The sequence below is a fragment of the Bacteroidota bacterium genome, from assembly GCA_016715425.1.
Taxonomy (GTDB): Bacteria; Bacteroidota; Bacteroidia; order Chitinophagales; family BACL12; genus JADKAC01.
The window spans coordinates 697407-714950 of record JADKAC010000005.1 but is presented as its reverse complement, the minus strand read 5'-3'; the positions used below and the strand labels follow the sequence as shown (position 1 = coordinate 714950).

At 34.7% G+C, this 17544-nt stretch carries 10 protein-coding genes; 5 read left to right on the top strand and 5 right to left on the bottom strand.

Going from position 1 to position 17544, the window contains the following annotated elements:
• The first annotated feature begins 52 nt into the window (after positions 1–52).
• From IPN31_08905 to IPN31_08895, 3 genes are read left to right on the top strand one after another with little or no spacing between them, the layout of a single operon-like run.
• Positions 53–829 (top strand): C40 family peptidase, encoded by a 777-nt coding sequence (locus tag IPN31_08905; protein ID MBK8682007.1) that lies wholly within the window; start codon positions 53–55, stop codon positions 827–829.
• Positions 826–2295, top strand: coding sequence for an NAD(P)H-hydrate dehydratase (locus IPN31_08900; GenBank protein ID MBK8682006.1), 1470 nt, complete (start codon positions 826–828; stop codon positions 2293–2295). The genes IPN31_08905 and IPN31_08900 overlap by 4 nt, the downstream gene beginning before the upstream one ends.
• Positions 2292–2987: an NAD-dependent deacylase gene (locus tag IPN31_08895; GenBank protein ID MBK8682005.1), complete on the top strand. Its 696-nt coding sequence runs from the start codon at positions 2292–2294 to the stop codon at positions 2985–2987. Before IPN31_08900 ends, IPN31_08895 begins: the two co-directional genes overlap by 4 nt.
• Here IPN31_08895 and IPN31_08890 read toward each other — a convergent pair.
• Positions 2976–7631, bottom strand: a complete 4656-nt coding sequence (locus IPN31_08890; protein MBK8682004.1) for a PKD domain-containing protein — start codon at positions 7629–7631, stop codon at positions 2976–2978. The two genes, IPN31_08895 and IPN31_08890, sit on opposite strands and share 12 nt — an antisense overlap.
• 319 nt (positions 7632–7950) lie before the next feature.
• Here IPN31_08890 and IPN31_08885 point away from each other — a divergent pair, with 319 nt between their 5' ends.
• Together IPN31_08885 and IPN31_08880 are read left to right on the top strand one after the other, a co-directional pair.
• Positions 7951–8487 (top strand): NUDIX hydrolase, encoded by a 537-nt coding sequence (locus tag IPN31_08885; protein ID MBK8682003.1) that lies wholly within the window; start codon positions 7951–7953, stop codon positions 8485–8487.
• Between the two features lie 21 nt (positions 8488–8508).
• On the top strand, positions 8509–10617 hold the full coding sequence (locus IPN31_08880; protein ID MBK8682002.1) for a hypothetical protein: 2109 nt from the start codon (positions 8509–8511) through the stop codon (positions 10615–10617).
• 295 nt (positions 10618–10912) lie between these two features.
• Here IPN31_08880 and dnaK read toward each other — a convergent pair whose 3' ends face one another.
• The 4 genes from dnaK to IPN31_08860 form a co-directional block, all read right to left on the bottom strand.
• Complete coding sequence (gene dnaK, locus IPN31_08875) at positions 10913–12832, bottom strand: molecular chaperone DnaK (protein ID MBK8682001.1); 1920 nt, start codon at positions 12830–12832, stop codon at positions 10913–10915.
• A 141-nt stretch (positions 12833–12973) separates the two neighbouring features.
• Entirely contained in the window at positions 12974–14053 is a 1080-nt protein-coding gene (locus IPN31_08870; GenBank protein MBK8682000.1) for a hypothetical protein, read from the bottom strand.
• 55 nt (positions 14054–14108) lie between these two features.
• The gene (locus IPN31_08865) at positions 14109–15155 is read right to left on the bottom strand and encodes a DUF4249 family protein (protein ID MBK8681999.1); all 1047 of its coding nucleotides are present in this window, start codon (positions 15153–15155) and stop codon (positions 14109–14111) included.
• Between the two features lie 17 nt (positions 15156–15172).
• A complete protein-coding gene (locus tag IPN31_08860) occupies positions 15173–17491 on the bottom strand; it encodes a CRTAC1 family protein (protein ID MBK8681998.1) in 2319 nt (772 codons plus the stop codon).
• Between the last annotated feature and the right edge of the window lie 53 nt (positions 17492–17544).

Below are 17544 nucleotides of genomic sequence, written 5' to 3'. Positions count from 1 at the left end.
ATGAGATATTTTTGTTATTGCAGATAAATTAAAATTAAAATAAAGAATAATTATGGATCATGGAATAGCATCAATTAGTATTATACCTGTAATGCAAAAACCTACGCATGATTCTGAAATGGTTTCTCAATTACTTTTCGGAGAAACTTATAGCGTCACAGAGTATGAAAAGGACTGGTTGAAAATTCAAATGCATTTTGATAATTACACAGGATTCATATCAATAAATCAACATTTAGCTATCACAAATCAATGGTTGAATTTAATCCAAACCACTCAACGTTGGTATGCTGCTGAATTGATGCAAACGGTCACAAATCATGATATTACTTTTCCTATACTCATCGGTTCAGAATTGCATGAATTTGATGGTATCAATTTTACAATAGGAAAAGACAGATTGGTTTACACCGGCGACACGTTGCCAGATAATGGTGAATACAGGCAGCGAGATTTTATAAATAAATTTTCAAAAAAATTTTTAAATGCACCTTATTTATGGGGTGGTCGCAGTCCATTTGGGGTGGATTGCTCCGGATTGGTGCAAGTGGTTTTTAAAATTTGTGGCGTACAATTACCTCGGGATGCATATCAACAAGCAGAGGCCGGATCAGTTGTAAATTTTATTCTTGAAGCACAACCCGGCGACTTATGTTTCTTCGATAATGGGAATGATAAAATTGTGCATGTAGGTATTTTATTAAAGGATCAAAAAATTATTCATGCCTCCGGAAAAGTACGGATTGATCCAATTGATCATTATGGAATTTATAATTCTGCGATTAAAAAATATTCTCATAAATTACGCATCATTAAACGAGTGTTATGAAAGTATTGACTTCACATCAAATGCAAGAAGCAGATAAAGCCACCTTGATTGCAGAAAAAATAGTTTCTGATCAATTAATGGAACGTGCTTCTGCAATTTTTTCAAATTGGGTAATTAATTATTTAGATAAGAAAAAAACCATATTAATTGTTTGCGGTACAGGAAATAATGGAGGCGATGGATTATGTATTGCACGCATGTTATTTCAAAAAGGATTTAAAGTTTCAGTGGCAACATTTTCAAGAGGAAAATTTTCACCGGATTATTCATTAAATCTGCAGCAATTAAAAAAATATAATATTCCATTAATTACGCTGGAAGAAAATGCTATAGAATTTATTTCTGATTATGAAATAATCATTGATGCAATTTTCGGCACCGGTTTAAATCGTGCACCGGAGGGTTTGTATGCGATGGTAATTGATGTGATAAATAAATCAAATGCAAAATGTATTTCGGTGGATGTGCCTTCCGGTTTTTCAACGGATAACTATTTTGATTGGAATTGTATTCAGGCAGATTATTGTTTGACGTTTGAAACACCAAAACTCGGATTCTTTTTTCCGGAAAATTATAAGCATTTACATTCCTGGAAGGTAGCAAGTATTGGTTTGGATACACATGCAATTGAATCTGCAAATTCTTCTCATTATTTTTTAACTGCGGATGATTTAAATTCTACAATCAAACCTCGTAAAACATTTGATCATAAAGGTATTTTCGGCAATGTGCTTATTATTGCTGGAAGTGAGCAGATGACTGGCGCTGCTTTATTATGTGCTTATGCAGCATTAAAAACAGGATGCGGATTAGTAACAATTGCAAATGATAATCCCAGCTTTATATATCCGGAGCTGATGTTTATTCCAACAGAAAATATTGTTGAATTTATTTCAGAAAATAAAATAAAACGTATTGGTATTGGTCCGGGATTAGGTGTAAATACAAATACAGAAATTCTTGTTAAAAATATTTTTACCAATGCAAAATTACCTCTTGTAATTGATGCCGATGCATTGAATATCATTGCAAAAAATAAAACACTTTTTTCATCCATTCCTGCCAACAGTATTCTCACTCCGCATCCGGGTGAATTTGAAAGATTATTCGGAACAACAGAAAATAGTTTTGACAGATTAGAATTGCAAATAAAAAAATCGCAGGAATTGCAATTGATAATTATCTATAAAACTGCATTTACATGTATTACTTTACCCGATGGAACTGCATGGTTTAACAGCACCGGCAATCCGGGTATGGCAACTGGCGGAAGTGGTGATGTATTGACAGGAATTATTACTTCATTTCTTGCACAGGGATATTCCGAAAGTGATGCTGCTAAACTGGGAGTATATCTACATGGTTTAGCCGGTGATATTGCAATGGAAACATTACAACAAGTTTCATTAATTGCAAGTGATATTATTCAATTTATTCCAAAGGCAATTAAACAAATTTGCGAATGAAAGTAGTTGTGTTAACAGGCGCCGGAGTAAGTGCAGAAAGTGGTATTCCTACATTCAGAGGTAATGATGGATTGTGGGAAGGACACAACATAGAAGATGTTGCCTCTCCGGAAGGATGGAGAAAAAATCCTGCAATGGTTTTAGAATTTTATAATGTGCGTCGTCGTAATATTTTACAAGCAAAACCCAATGCAGCACATATCGCATTAGCGGAATTAGAAAACTATTTTGAAACAATTATTATAACACAAAATATTGATGACTTACACGAACGGGCAGGTTCCAAAAATGTATTGCATCTACACGGTGAAATATTGAAAAGTAGAAGTAGTATAAATTCAGAATTAATTTATGAATGTAAGGAAGATATAATCATTGGAAATAATTGCACACAAGGCTCTCAACTGCGACCACATATTGTTTGGTTTGGTGAAGAAGTTCCGATGTTATATGAAGCCGCAAAAATTTGCGCAGAAGCAGATATACTTTTTATTGTAGGCACTTCTATGGTAGTGTATCCTGCGGCATCATTAATTCAATATATTCAAAGTGGTACACCAGTGTATATCATTAATCCGGAAGCAACTCCGCTGAGCAATTATTATAATGCAGAATTTATTTTGAAAAATGCAACTGAAGGAGTTCCGATTGCAATAAAAAAAATTAAAGAAAATTATCTTTCATCGGATTAAAGTGATGTTACCGGTTATCACACCATAATCACCATCAATACAAATTACATCCATAGCATATACATACACTCCTGCATCGCATAATTTTCCTTTAAAATATCCATCCCATGTATTTTCAGGATCTGTTGTTTGAAACATAATTTTCCCCCAGCGATCATAGATACGAATATTTTTAAATGCAGTTAATCCTTCATAAGTAAAATTAAATCTGTCATTAAATCCATCATTATTTGGCGTAATTAAATTTGGTAATTTAAATAAAGAATTATCGCATGTACGCACTTTCAGATATACAAAATCCACATCAGAACATCCGTACTCCGTAAACGCCGTACAGGAAAATATTGCCGATTGTTTTGGGTCTGCAATTACTATTTGACAAGTAGGACAATCCACTGCAACAGCAGGTTCCCAAAGCCAATTAGAAGGTGTTGTTCCTCCAATAAATTCTGCTGTAATCTCCACTGATTGCCCTTGAATAATAAGTATAGTATCTTCCAATATTTCAATGTCCGGCAATGGCTCCACCGTAATAGAAACTTGCGCAGAATCTGTTAAAGTACCACATGATGCTACTAAAGTATAAGTGATATTTTCCAAAGGACTACTTATGGGATTGCTAATAGTTTCATCACTTAAATAAGAAGAAGGTGTCCAGAAAAAATTTATAAAATCAGAATCAACACCTTCATAAAATAACGCATATAATTCCACCTCTTCACCTAAACAAAATCCAGTATCCGGCCCTGCATCTAACACAATTTTATCCGCAACAAAAATTGTTACTGAATCATAGGAAGAACAATATCCATTATTTACATCCACCAAATAAGTAGTTGTAATTTCCGGTGATGCAATAGGATTTGAAAGTGTGGAATCATTTAATCCTGTTGACGGAGACCAAGTATAATTTCCAATTCCAGTAGCTGCTAATTGAATATCAAATCCCGGACAAATAGTAGTATCATCAGAAATTGTAACTATCGGATAAGGCAACACTTCCAACTCATTTGTAATTGTATCTGCACAACCAAACGTAGTTTCAGTAATTAATGAAACAGCATAAATACCCGGCGTATTATACACGTAATTAAATGTATCCGATTCTGTGGTTTCATAAGTATCATCACCGAGATTCCAAGTCCATAAATCACCACTCGACATTTCCTGCGATGTATCAGTGTATGTAATTATTGTACCCACACAAAACGTTTCTTCACTTATATCAAAACCCGCTATTGGATAATTTCCAATTTTAATAGAATCTGAAAGTGTAATCAAAGAAATACATCCGCCTGTATCCATCGCAACCACGACCGGAAGAAAATTTCCATCGGTATTATATCCATATGAAATTTCAATATTAGTTAACGTATCAGAAAACACAACATCAAATCCTATTGCATCACCATTGTCAAAATATAAGGTTATACTATCTGTGGAAGCAACAAGAATTTGAAAAGTAATTTCTTCATTCACACATAATGAATCATCGCTTACAGAAATTTCTCCATAGGGTCCGGGAACAGTAATAAAATCTTCTTTTACAACTGAATTCACACAGTCATTGCAACTCGTAATTGTAAGCGCAACAGAATATACACCTGCTGCAATATATGGATACACAGGATTGGGTTCTGTAGATGTACCACCATCGCCAAATTCCCAAAAATAAGAGCATACAGAATCTTCCGGCAATGCAGTAAATTGAATGAGTGCATAATTACAATTTGCTACTAAGGCATTTGCAGCAATATCAATGATTGCAGAATCTGTGGTGATATAAAATGATTTATTTTTTGCTTCTGTACAGCCATTAATATCAGTAATAAGTAATCCTACAGTAAAGGATCCAAACGTATTATAACTATGTGATGGATTTGCTTCTGTGGAAGTGGATCCATCTCCAAAATGCCATAAATATTCTAACTCTAATCCGGAGGATAATTCATTAAAATATATTTCCTGACCGATACAAGGAAAGGTATCATTCACACTAAAGTCATTAACAGGATCGCTTGCAATAATTGTATCGGTATAAATAGAAACACATCCAAATTCATTGGTAACTGTAAGTGAAACATAATAATAATCTTCAATGGTATAATCATGTGCAACAGAAATTACATCAGAAGCAGAATAAAAAGTATCTATAATTCCATCATCCCAATTGATGATATAAGATTCGATTGCGCCATAAGGATTTATAGTTGTATTGTTCATTGTAAATGTATATGGAATACATCCGCCATAATTAGTAGCAGTGTATGATGCATTTACTTCGCTGATAAAAATTGTATCCAAAAAATTATCAAAACAACCATGGATATCAATCACTTTTAATTTCACAATATAGATTCCATAATCTGTATAAGTATGTGTTGGAGAAATTTCTGTACTTGTGGTTCCATCACCAAAATTCCATTGATAGATTAAATCATTTGCTGAGGAATCTGTAGAAAAATTTGTAAATGAAATTGTATAAGGAATAACACATCCGTTGTTTGAAGAAGGTGTAAAAGATGAGATAGGAATTGTAATATTTGCTGTTAATCCATTGCCTTCACATTCATTTAAAGTAATACAAGAATAAGTAAGAGTTACAGAATAACTTCCGGGATCATTATAAATATGAATTGGATTTTCATTTATTGAATCTTGCGTTCCATCACCAAAATCCCATACCCATCCGCACGATGCATTTGAATATGCAGTATCAATAAAAAATTGCACTGAATATGGATTATCGCAATCATAAATAACTACTAAACTGCTGTCGTCAACATCAAGTATAAAAATATTTGCATACGCCGTATCACGACAACCATACATAAAGGTTACAATTTCCAATTCATGCGCACCGGCAGTCATACTGAAATATGTTATTGAATCAATTGCACTGCTGGAAACCTGATCAAGTCCGCCATCAATATTTATTATTATAGAATCAAGTGGAAGATTTAAAACTTCAATAGCAACAGAAGGACAAGAGGTATCGGGCACAATTACGTTCGCAGTTGCAGTATCCCCCACACAAACAAAATTTGGAAATATTGCAGTTGCTGTACATCCATTAATAGAGGTTGCAGTAACAGAAATTGTATAGCAACCGGTATCGGTATAAAATGCGATGGGTTCTGCTAAATTAGAAGTAGTTCCATTGCCTAAATCCCAGGAATAAGAAACTAATTCTTCACCTGCATTAACAGCAAAACTTGTTGGCATTGGAACACAACCAAGCACTTGCAAAAAATCTGGTGTTAATGTTAATTCACCAATGCTTACATAATCTGTTTGACTGTAAGTGGCAGTACATCCATTTACATTTGTAACAGTTACTGTAACATCAAATAAACCATAATCATCATAAGTATAATGTGGTGATGCACCCGATGCCGTTCCCGAGCCGCCAACATCTTCAAAAGTCCATGCATACATTACAGGTCCACCGGTTACAGATGTACCAAAATTTACAGTATAGGGCAATTCACAAATTGATGATGGATCAGAGGAATTAAAAATAACTGTGGGAGAAATATTTACTGTAATAATATCTGTGTAAGAAATAGTACCGACACAATCAGCACCAAAATCTCCGGTTAATGAAACAGTATAACTTCCGGGTGTTGTATAAGTATGTGTGGGTTCAAATTCTGTGGATGTAGTTCCATCACCAAAATCCCAAAACCATACAGCACTTGTGGATGCACTTGTGTTGTCAAATGTTATTGAACCTCCTGAGCAAACAGTATTGGATGAAGGAATAAAATCCACATCAGGTGTCGGATTGATTTGAATATAATTTGGATAAATAACAATATCATCACAACCGAAAGTATTCGATACATAAAGTGAAACAGAAAAATTTCCAAATGAAGTATACGTATGCGATGGTGATGCAGCAGTGGATGTAAAACCATCACCGAAATTCCATAAATAATTGAGTGGTGAAGAACCTGTGGAAAGGTTTGTAAAACTCACCGTAAAAGGTGTGGTGCAAGATAAGAATGTATCTACTGCAAAATTTGAAATTGTTTCTTCATAGATAGTAACTTCTGTTGTCGTAAATGCAGTACATCCAATTGCATCATTAATAAATAAATACACGGTATAAATTCCCGGAGATGGAAATGTGTAAGTAATTGTTGGATCATCAGGAAATGCGGGCGCACCAGTTATCACCCAATAGCGATCACTAATACTTCCAAAACCACCGGCAATCGATCCATCTGAAAAAGAGAGTGTGGCTCCATTACATCCTTCTAATTCTGTGGCATTGATTATTGCAACAGGTGGCGCATAGATATTTGCAAATGCAGGCACTATCAAAGTATCACTTCCACCGGGTCCGTTTGCAATTAATTGCACTGTATAACTTCCCTCTCCTGCCAGAAAAAAAGTCGGATTTTCTAAAATAGAATTTCCCATTACAGTTCCACCGGCATCTGTTACCTGCCACACATAATCAGTGGCACCGGTAGAAAGATTAATAAGTTGCAATTCCAGAAAATCACACCCTTGAGTAGAATCAGATGTGAATGCTGCATTCACTTGCGCAATACTTTGATTAGCATAACCCAAAAAAAGTATGCATAGTAATGCGAAATATTTAGCAGATGAAATTATTTTCTTTTTGTGATTCAACAGTTATTGGTTTGCGCTTTCTTCTGTGTGTTTTTATGATGAAGAATTAGGTGTAAATTAAAAAATACTTTACCAAGAGATTGTCATCAATTGTCAATAGATGCATCCATAAAATATTTTTATCCCCACAGTTACCAGAAAAACATCTTGCAAAGTTATACTGATAAATGTTTTGCAGGATAAATAGTGCTGAAAATGAATTAGCTGCGGTAGCTTCAAATGATTAAATCAGCCACACATTAATTTTAATTTAGATTTGCGCAGTCATTATATATCATCTTTTGTAAACCAATAATTTTAAAACTAAAAATTGATACCAATGGAAAATCCATGGAAAACAAAATCCGTAGAAAAAGTATATGAAAATCCCTGGATAGAAGTGAGTGAACATCAGGTGAAAAATCCTTCCGGCGGCGATGGCATTTATGGTGTTGTACATTTTAAAAATTATGCTATCGGTATTTTACCTGTTGATTCAGAAAAAAATATTTGGCTGATTGGTCAATACAGATATCCATTAAAAACATACACCTGGGAAATTCCTGAAGGTGGCGGACCATTACATATTGATCCCTTAGAAAGTGCAAAACGTGAGCTGCTGGAAGAAGCAGGATTGATAGCTGCAAAATGGAAATTGATTCAAACAATGCAAGTATCCAATTCATGTACTGATGAATTCGCTTATATTTATTTATGTGAAGAACTTACATCTGCAACACCAAACCCTGACGAAGATGAAGTATTGGAAATTCGCAAGTTACCTTTTGATGAAGCGTATGCAATGTTGGAAGCAGGAGAAATTTTAGACTCACTTACTGTTGTTGCGTTATTAAAAGCAAAAATTTTATTTGAATAATTCTTTAGTAATTTTCATCGCATGTCAACTCGCATTATAAAATCTATTGTGTTTGTTTTGTTCGCAATCCTATTTGCATGGAGCTTGATGTTATGTAGTGAAAATAAAACTGAAGAAAGTAATATTATTCCTTCCACCAATAATTATATGGGTGATATTACTTGCAAAACTTGCCATGCAGAAGAACATAGTAAATGGGTTGGCTCCCATCATGATTTGGCAATGAAACCTGCCACTGCAGAATTTGTGCGTGGCGATTTTTCTGATACAAAATATGCTGCCGATGGTGTCTCCTATCGCTTCTATAAAACAGATAGTGCTTATATGGTTGACGTTACAGAATTAGAAGGTAACTCAACACCATATCCAATAGCTTACACTTTCGGTTGGGAACCATTACAACAATATCTTATAAAATTTCCGAAGGGTAATTATCAAACTTTACGAGTTTCGTGGGATACAAAAGAAAATAAATGGTTTCATCAATCTCCGGATACAATTATTCCAACAAATGATTGGTTGCATTGGACGGGAGTTGCGCAAGTATGGAATACCATGTGTGCTTCCTGCCACAGTACAAACGTGCAGAAAAATTTTACAGAAAGTACTCGCAGTTATAACACCACATACGATATAATTAATGTGAGTTGTGAAGCATGTCATGGACCGGGAGAACAACATGTGGCTACAATGCAGTCTGATAAAAAATATACAAATACCTATTACGCAAAACTTGGAAAAGAACATCAGGAATTACAATTAAGTGTTTGTGGCACTTGTCATGGAAGAAGAACAACACTTACTATGGATAATAATCCGCACACAGATTTTATGCAATTTTATTTGCCGGATTTATTAACTACTGCATATTATTTTGCCGATGGACAGCAGATGGGTGAAGTTTATAAATACGCTTCTTTTTTATCGAGTAAAATGTATCGCTATGGAGTTACTTGTACAGACTGCCATGATCCGCATTCCGCAAAAATAAAGTTTGAAGGCAATGCACTTTGTCTGCAATGTCATGAGCCAAAATATGATAGTCCATCACATCATTTTCATGCGGAAGAATCCTTAGGTTCCAAGTGTATGAATTGCCACATGGATGGCAGATATTATATGGTGAATGATTTTCGTCACGATCATAGTTTCAGAGTTCCACGTCCCGACCAAAGTGTTGAATTCGGAACTCCCAATGCATGCAATAGTTGTCATGAAAATAAATCGAATGAATGGGCAGCAGAAGCAGTAAAAAATTGGTATGGACCAAATCGTAAATATCATTTTTCTGATGATCTGATTCCCGGAAGCGAACTCAACAATACCTCTTTAGCACACTTGCAAAAATTAATGATTGACACCGCAGTGAATGCAATTGTAAAAGCCACGGCTATAACTTACTTAGCAGATTTAAATCAACCACAAGCATTAAATACAATAGTTGAAGCAACAAATAATGCATCGGAAATTATCAGAGCAAGTGCATATACAGAACTATTAGCTTATCGAGAACAAATAAATATTTCGGTATTGTTGAAAGGATTAACAGATCCGGTTCGGGCGGTGAGGTTGGCTGCATTTCGTACGCTTGCAAATCCGCAGATTATGAAAATTGAAGATCAATATCTTACCTCCTATTCTTCTACTCAATCAGAATATTTAGAATACTTAATGGCGAATGCAGACTTTGCCTCAGGGCAAGTTATTAAAGGCGAATATTATCAGGAATTAGGTGATTTAAAAACCGCAGAATATCATTATTTATTAGCATTAGATATGGATAAATTATTAGAAGGACCACGATTGAATTTATCTGTTGTGTATAGTCAACTTGCACAGCCAGAAAAAACTCGTGAGCAATTAAATTTAATGATGCAGTTACATCCTGAAAATGATTTAGGTTTTTATTATGCTGCCTTACTTGCAAGTGAAGAAAATAATTATAGCGATGCCGCAAAGTATTTATCAAAAGCAATTACATTAAATGCCAACCCAACGTATTACTACAATTATGTTTTAATTCTTCTAAAACTAAATGATAAACAAGCTGCATTCAATACATTAATGATTGCACTAAAACAATGGCCGAATGATGAAGGATTAAAATCGTTGTTGGAGTATGTGAGGTGAGGATGTTTTTCTACAGAGTATTTTTTATTATTAATGAATTGACAAAAAAAAATTGAAAATGAATTTTCCAAACAGCGTCTGGAAAATTAAATTATTTAGACACTTTTAAATCTATTTAGACACTTTTTGATTTATTTAGACAAATTAATTTGTGTTTAGACATATTTAGACAAAAATATTTGAGAAGAACTTGGCGAGATTCTTTTATTGCCGAATAAAGCTCTTTAAAGTTTTCAATCATCCTCCATAAAAAAAGCCACCCTCTCGGATGGCCTTTCACTTTAACTATTTCTTATTATTTATTTTGATCTACTTCTTCATATTCTACATCATCAGTAGCATTCTGATTATCGGAATTTGGATTCTCCTGATTTGCATTTGCATTTGGATCAGCATTAGCTCCTGCTTGTTCCTGTGCTTTATACATTTCCTGAGAAGCACTTTGCCAAACCTGATTCAGTTTTTCCAACGCTGCATCTATTGCTGTTACATCCTGACTTTTATGTGCTTCACGCAATTCATTTAACGCTGCTTCTATCGGTTGCTTTGTTTCCGGACTTAGCTTATCACCGTACTCAGTCAATTGCTTTTCTGTATCAAAAATCATCGCATCTGCACGATTCATTTTTTCTACTTTTTCTTTCGCTACTTTATCCGTTTCCTCATTTGCTTTTGCTTCATCACGCATACGTTTTACTTCTTCATCACTTAATCCCGTTGATGCTTCGATACGAATACTTTGCTCACGACCTGTGCCTTTATCTTTTGCACCTACATGTAAAATTCCGTTTGCATCTATATCAAATGTTACTTCAATTTGTGGAGTACCTCTTCTTGAAGGTGGAATGCCATCAAGTAAAAATCTTCCTATGCTGCGGTTATCTTTTGCCATCGGACGTTCGCCTTGCAAAATATGTATTTCAACACTCGGTTGATTATCTGCTGCTGTAGAAAATACTTCACTTTTCTTTGAAGGAATTGTTGTGTTGGATTCAATCAATTTTGTAAATACACCACCCATAGTTTCAATACCAAGAGATAGTGGAGTTACATCTAACAGCAACACATCTTTTACTTCACCTGTAAGTACACCACCTTGAATGGCTGCACCAATTGCAACTACTTCATCGGGGTTTACACCTTTAGATGGTTTCTTACCAAAAAATTCTTCTACCACTTGTTGAATTTTTGGAATACGAGTTGAACCTCCCACCAAAATCACTTCATCAATATCTGATTTACTATAACCGGCATCTTTCAATGCTGCTTCACATGGTTTTAATGTACGTTTAACTAATGCATCTGAAAGTTGCTCAAATTTTGCTCTGGATATTTTTTTAACCAAGTGTTTAGGCACTCCATCAACTGCAGTTACATAGGGCAAATTAATTTCTGTCTCCATGGAAGAAGATAATTCAACCTTCGCTTTTTCAGAAGCTTCTTTTAAACGTTGTAATGCCATTGGATCTTTGCGCAAATCAATTGTTGGTTCTTCTTTTTTAAATTCTTCAGCCAACCAATCCGTAATCACTTTATCAAAATCATCACCACCTAAATGCGTATCACCATTTGTAGATTTCACTTCAAATACACCATCACCTAATTCAAGAACAGATATATCAAAAGTTCCACCACCTAAATCGAACACAGCGATTTTCATATCCTTATGGCGCTTATCCAAACCATAAGAAAGTGCTGCTGCAGTTGGCTCGTTAATAATACGTTTAACAGTTAGGCCTGCAATTTCACCCGCTTCTTTTGTAGCCTGACGTTGTGAATCATTAAAGTATGCCGGAACTGTAATTACCGCTTCGGTAACTTCTGTACCCAGATAATCTTCAGCTACTTTTTTCATCTTCTGCAAAATCATTGCACTGATTTCCTGAGGTGTATATAATCTGTCGCCGATTTTCACACGAGCAGTATCATTATCACCACGCACAACTGAGTAACTCATCATGCTAGCTTCATTATCTACTTCACTGAAACGATGCCCCATGAAGCGCTTAATACTCATAATTGTTTTTAGCGGATTAGTAATTGACTGACGCTTTGCAGGATCACCGATTTTGCGTTCGCCATTATCTAAAAAAGCCACGATTGAAGGTGTTGTTCTTCTGCCTTCTTCATTTGGTATTACCACCGGTTCGTTACCTTCCATAACGGCTACGCAAGAGTTGGTAGTTCCGAGGTCTATTCCTATTATTTTTCCCATTGTATAGTTTTTTTCGTTTGAAATTATTTTATCAACGAGTAGGGTTTGTCAATGTTTGTGCCATTGGAAAATAGAGCAAATGCAAATGACAATTAGGAAAAATATAGTCAAATGAAGACTATACCGGTGACAAAAAGACAGTTAATCGCAAAAAGGAAATGAAGGTGTTGATTGATCCGGAGCAAAATTTAATCCTTGAGTTACAGTGCTGCATCCTATAGAGTCACGTGTTTGAATTGTGAAGGGATATATCTTGCTAATTTTTTTATATCTGCCGGATAAAATACCTAAGCCGCCATCCACATTGGTATATTCTAATATCACCTGACCTTCATTTAAGCCGAGAGTAGCACTACTGTATTGAATGTATTTATAAAAACTTTCACCGCCTGCATCCATAATAAATTGAGCCGAATCTGCCAGTCTAATAAAATTAGGATCAGGATTAGCGAAAAAATTATTTTTAAGAAAATTGTAGAATGCCGGACCTTGAATATCGTAAGTAATTAATTCACCGGGACCGCTGCTAATAGTACTTAAGTTCTTTACAAACTTCCAGTCAATTTCTTTAGAAACCATATCTACAAAATCTCCTGTTGCAGGAACATAAGTTCCTTCACGATAATGAATGCGCATGGTAATATCATAAATCGCAGCATCCTTTGCATTGTTAAAAGCAAACTGATAAAAGCCATTTGGAGATATACTAATAGCCTGCGGAAAAATAGATTCTTCATTAGGTCGCACTATTAGAAAATCATTGATAATTGGTGTTTCGCTATACACTGATTTGCCGGATTCTGTATTAACAACAATCAGCCGATATGTAAAATCTTCATTTAATGTATCAGAATATCTGTAAAGTATATTTGGAATATTTGCAAACGTTCCACTATTTTTTGGAATGCCTAAAGTATCGCCATCAACACGTTCTAAAAAACTGCTTCCTTGAAAATTGCCATAGGTATCATAATATTCAAGCTTAACAGTTAATTCATCACCATAATAAATTTCATTGGGATCTGCTGCAAGCGTTAAACCATCTATACTATCATTTAAATAAGCACGGTTAATTCTAATATAATTTACAGGAATTGTAGGATCTAATAAGCCATACACAACCGGAGTTTCCTGAAAGTCTGCATTCAGATCAAAGTCAGTAGTACATCCATGAATAAACCATGTGAGTATAAGTCCGGCGGCAAAAAGAAATTTTTTCATCGGGCGCAAAGATATAAGAAATGAAAGCCAAATATGACATCTATCCGTAAAAAGTCTATTCGCTACATTCAGGATAAGCGGGATTAGAAGGGGATGATTTAAAGCCGAGATTTCCGGTAAGTCTTCCACATGCTAACGTATCAATAGACTCTGCAGAAATAATCATATCAGGAAGTTCCCTGGTATAAATTGAAGAGAATAAGCCATTGCCATTTTCAATATTGGAATACATTGAAAATGCATATTGACTTGTGATGTTGATGTTTGCCATCAGGTTTATATAATGTAAATACATCTCCTCTCCGCCTGCATAAAATGTGTATATAATTTTTTGAAATTCCCGGGTTACTTCTGCATTCGGTTCTAATACTGCTGCAACAAAATTGTAAAAAGCATTTGCATTAATACCATACGCAATAATGCCAGTTCCAAGCATATTGTCTCCTATTATATTCTTAAAAATTGTCCAATCAATGTATTCATCTGTTGCCTCTCCACTTTCGATATTTACTTCCTGATAATACAATCGCATTTTCAAATCATAGAGTCTTGCATTCACTGCATATCTGCAGAGGTAATAAATTTCTCCTGCATCCGTAAAGTCAAATCCCGGAATAGATACTGTTGGAAATAATACTGCAAATGAATCCACTAATTTGGTTTCTGCAGTGGTAATTAATCCGGTAATATTATTTACAGCTATAAATTTATACTGCGCATACTTATCTAATTGCGCATTGAATCTGTAAAGTATGTTGGGCGAAGAAGCAAACAATCCTTTGTCTTTTAAAATACCAATTGTATCTCCATTAATTACTTCAAGATTCCAACTGCGTAGTAAAATATTATCTTTCCATTCTTCAACTTCCACAGAAATTTCATCCGGTTGATAATAAATATTTTGGTAATCACCTACTAAGTCATAAGGACTAACACCACTTTGTAAAAATGATTTTTGAATGCGGATGTATTGCATTGAATCGCTATCGTCGAGCAAACCGTAAACATACATTTGCTCAGTAAAATCCGCATCAATATCTATTGTATTATCACAGGAGAATAGAAATCCGCAAATTATATATAGACACCACTGTTTAAGCACATATAAAATTACAGAATTTACATGCCTTCCATATTCATCATCATTTGATGGTCGTGTGGATGTTCAGATTTTTTAAATACAAAAGCAGGCACCAAATCTTTTGTATATCCTTCTTTGTTTTCACTGATTGTTATAAATTGATTGACGGGTACATTTCTGATTATAGTTTGTTTACCACTTACAGGCCACTCAATTGTAACTGAAGTAATAACAGATGCTTTGTTTACACCAATTGTTTGTCGCAAACTGGTGGTACCAAAACTTGAGTTTTCACCAACTGTTCTATAAATTTTTCTAACAACACCGTTATCATTGATATTCAAAATAATTTTTGCGCCCACCGCAATTTTATTTGTTTGATCGCCCACTAATTTTATTGCAATCCAATTGTTGTCAAAGCTTGCCGGATTCAGATACAAACAATCCTGAAAACCATCACCTTCATAAGCGCCACCCATTTGTGCACCTATTTCTACATAGCCATCATTGTTTAAATCACTTAATGTAATAGCATGCCCTTTTTGTAAATGTCCGACCTTCATATCCACGGTTGTTTCTAAAAACTTTTTACCGCCATCATTATAAAAAAATCTATTGGGTATTATGCTGGTTAACGAAGGTTTTCCTGTGCCCAGATAAAAATCCAACCATCCATCATTATCAATATCTCCAAAGCTGGAACCCATTACTAATAATGTGCGGTTCAAACCCACCTCATTACCTTTATTCGTAAAAGTGCCATCGCCATTATTAACATATAATGCAGAAATATCCTGATCAAATGGTTTACCCAAATATTCTGCACCTATATCATTGTCGGATGAATTCGCATTGTAACTAAAATTTATAATATCTATTAATCCATCATTGTTATAATCAAAAAACCAACAAGGGAAACTTTGTAACGGACCGGAAATTCCCGCCTCTTCACTGTTGTTTGTAAATCGCAAATCACTACTTCCTTTTTCAGTATCATTTCTGAACAAGTGATTTTTGTCTCCATTAACTGAAATGTAAATGTCGGGATCACCATCGTTGTCCATATCACCTGCTGCAACACCTTTTATAAATGCAACAATATCAACTCCGGCTTCTTTAGCAATATTTGTAAAACGCCCTTTGTTGTTTATATATAATTCACAGTAATTAAAATCGTCCTTACTATTTTTTAATCCTTCATTACCAATAAAAACATCCAACCAACCATCATTATTAAAATCAGCCCAAACAGCAGTTTGTGTTGGGTGGCAAGAAAACAATCCACTTTCGTAAGTAACATCTGTAAAAGTATTGTCCCCATTGTTGCGCAATAATGAATTAGGTAAAATACCATATTCATCGTACCATGCGCCACGCAAAATAAAAACATCAGGAAAACCATCATTATTATAATCAGTTTGCATCATATGCAGCCCTCCAGGAAAATCTTTCATTCCTGCTTCTTCAGTAAGATCTGTAAACGTTCCATCGCCATTATTTATCAAATAATAACAATGTTCCGTTAATCCCCAACCGCCGGTGAAAATATCCAGCAAATTATCTCCATTAAAATCTTCATAGATTATTCCTCCGCACATATTTGGAAAATCCACTCCAATATCAGCAGCAATATTTTCAAATGCAGGCATTGGTTTTTCTGATGCAAAACTTTCAGCAGGTATCAACCATTGTTGTGGTACCCCTTGCGGATATTTTCCTAACTGCATATAAGCAATATTCATGAGCCAGACAGAAGAAAGATCTTCAGGATTTAATTCTAATGCTTTTTCAAAATAAGATATAGAATTTTCAGCTCCATTTAAATCATTATGTCTTGCTTTTTCTGATAATGGCCAAATGCAAGATTCTTCATTATGATTTTTTATGCAATTAAATACTTCTCCATACCGCATCCAGATAACTCCAGCAACGGCATTCCATAATGCCAATTCTTCTGAATTCAATTTTTTAAAAGTATTGGAATTTTCGAATTCGCCAATTTTATCTGTTGCTTCTTTAATGCGTCCGGCATTTCCTAATTGACTTACCAATTCAATATAATATTGCAAAGCCTGCTTTTGCTTCTCAGGTATTTTTTGGGTTAATAAAAAATCTGCATTTGCATTATTGGCAAATCGCACTCCCGGAACATTGGTAACTACATAAACTTTTTTCAGATAATCAATCATGGCTTCATTACCACTTTTTGTAGAGTCCCATGGTATAGGGTCAACAAATACTACCTTATTCTTTACTTGCTTAAGTTGTAAAATTCCTTCTTTTCTAAAAACATATCCAACAATAGCAATGGCGATTACTAAAACTGCTGTGAGGAGCAGCCATTTTCTTTTGTTCATTTTATTTATTTATTATATGTGAAAATCTTCTTTAACGCATGTGTATTTTTTTC

Bases quoted from the DNA above. Each gene is read 5' to 3' on its own strand.
- IPN31_08880 (MBK8682002.1), top strand. From the start codon at position 8,509: ATGTCAACTCGCATTATAAAATCTATTGTGTTTGTTTTGTTCGCAATC.
- IPN31_08885 (MBK8682003.1), top strand. From the start codon at position 7,951: ATGGAAAATCCATGGAAAACAAAATCCGTAGAAAAAGTATATGAAAAT.
- dnaK (MBK8682001.1), bottom strand. From the start codon at position 12,832: ATGGGAAAAATAATAGGAATAGACCTCGGAACTACCAACTCTTGCGTA.
- IPN31_08870 (MBK8682000.1), bottom strand. From the start codon at position 14,053: ATGAAAAAATTTCTTTTTGCCGCCGGACTTATACTCACATGGTTTATT.
- IPN31_08895 (MBK8682005.1), top strand. From the start codon at position 2,292: ATGAAAGTAGTTGTGTTAACAGGCGCCGGAGTAAGTGCAGAAAGTGGT.
- IPN31_08900 (MBK8682006.1), top strand. From the start codon at position 826: ATGAAAGTATTGACTTCACATCAAATGCAAGAAGCAGATAAAGCCACC.
- IPN31_08905 (MBK8682007.1), top strand. From the start codon at position 53: ATGGATCATGGAATAGCATCAATTAGTATTATACCTGTAATGCAAAAA.
- IPN31_08860 (MBK8681998.1), bottom strand. From the start codon at position 17,491: ATGAACAAAAGAAAATGGCTGCTCCTCACAGCAGTTTTAGTAATCGCC.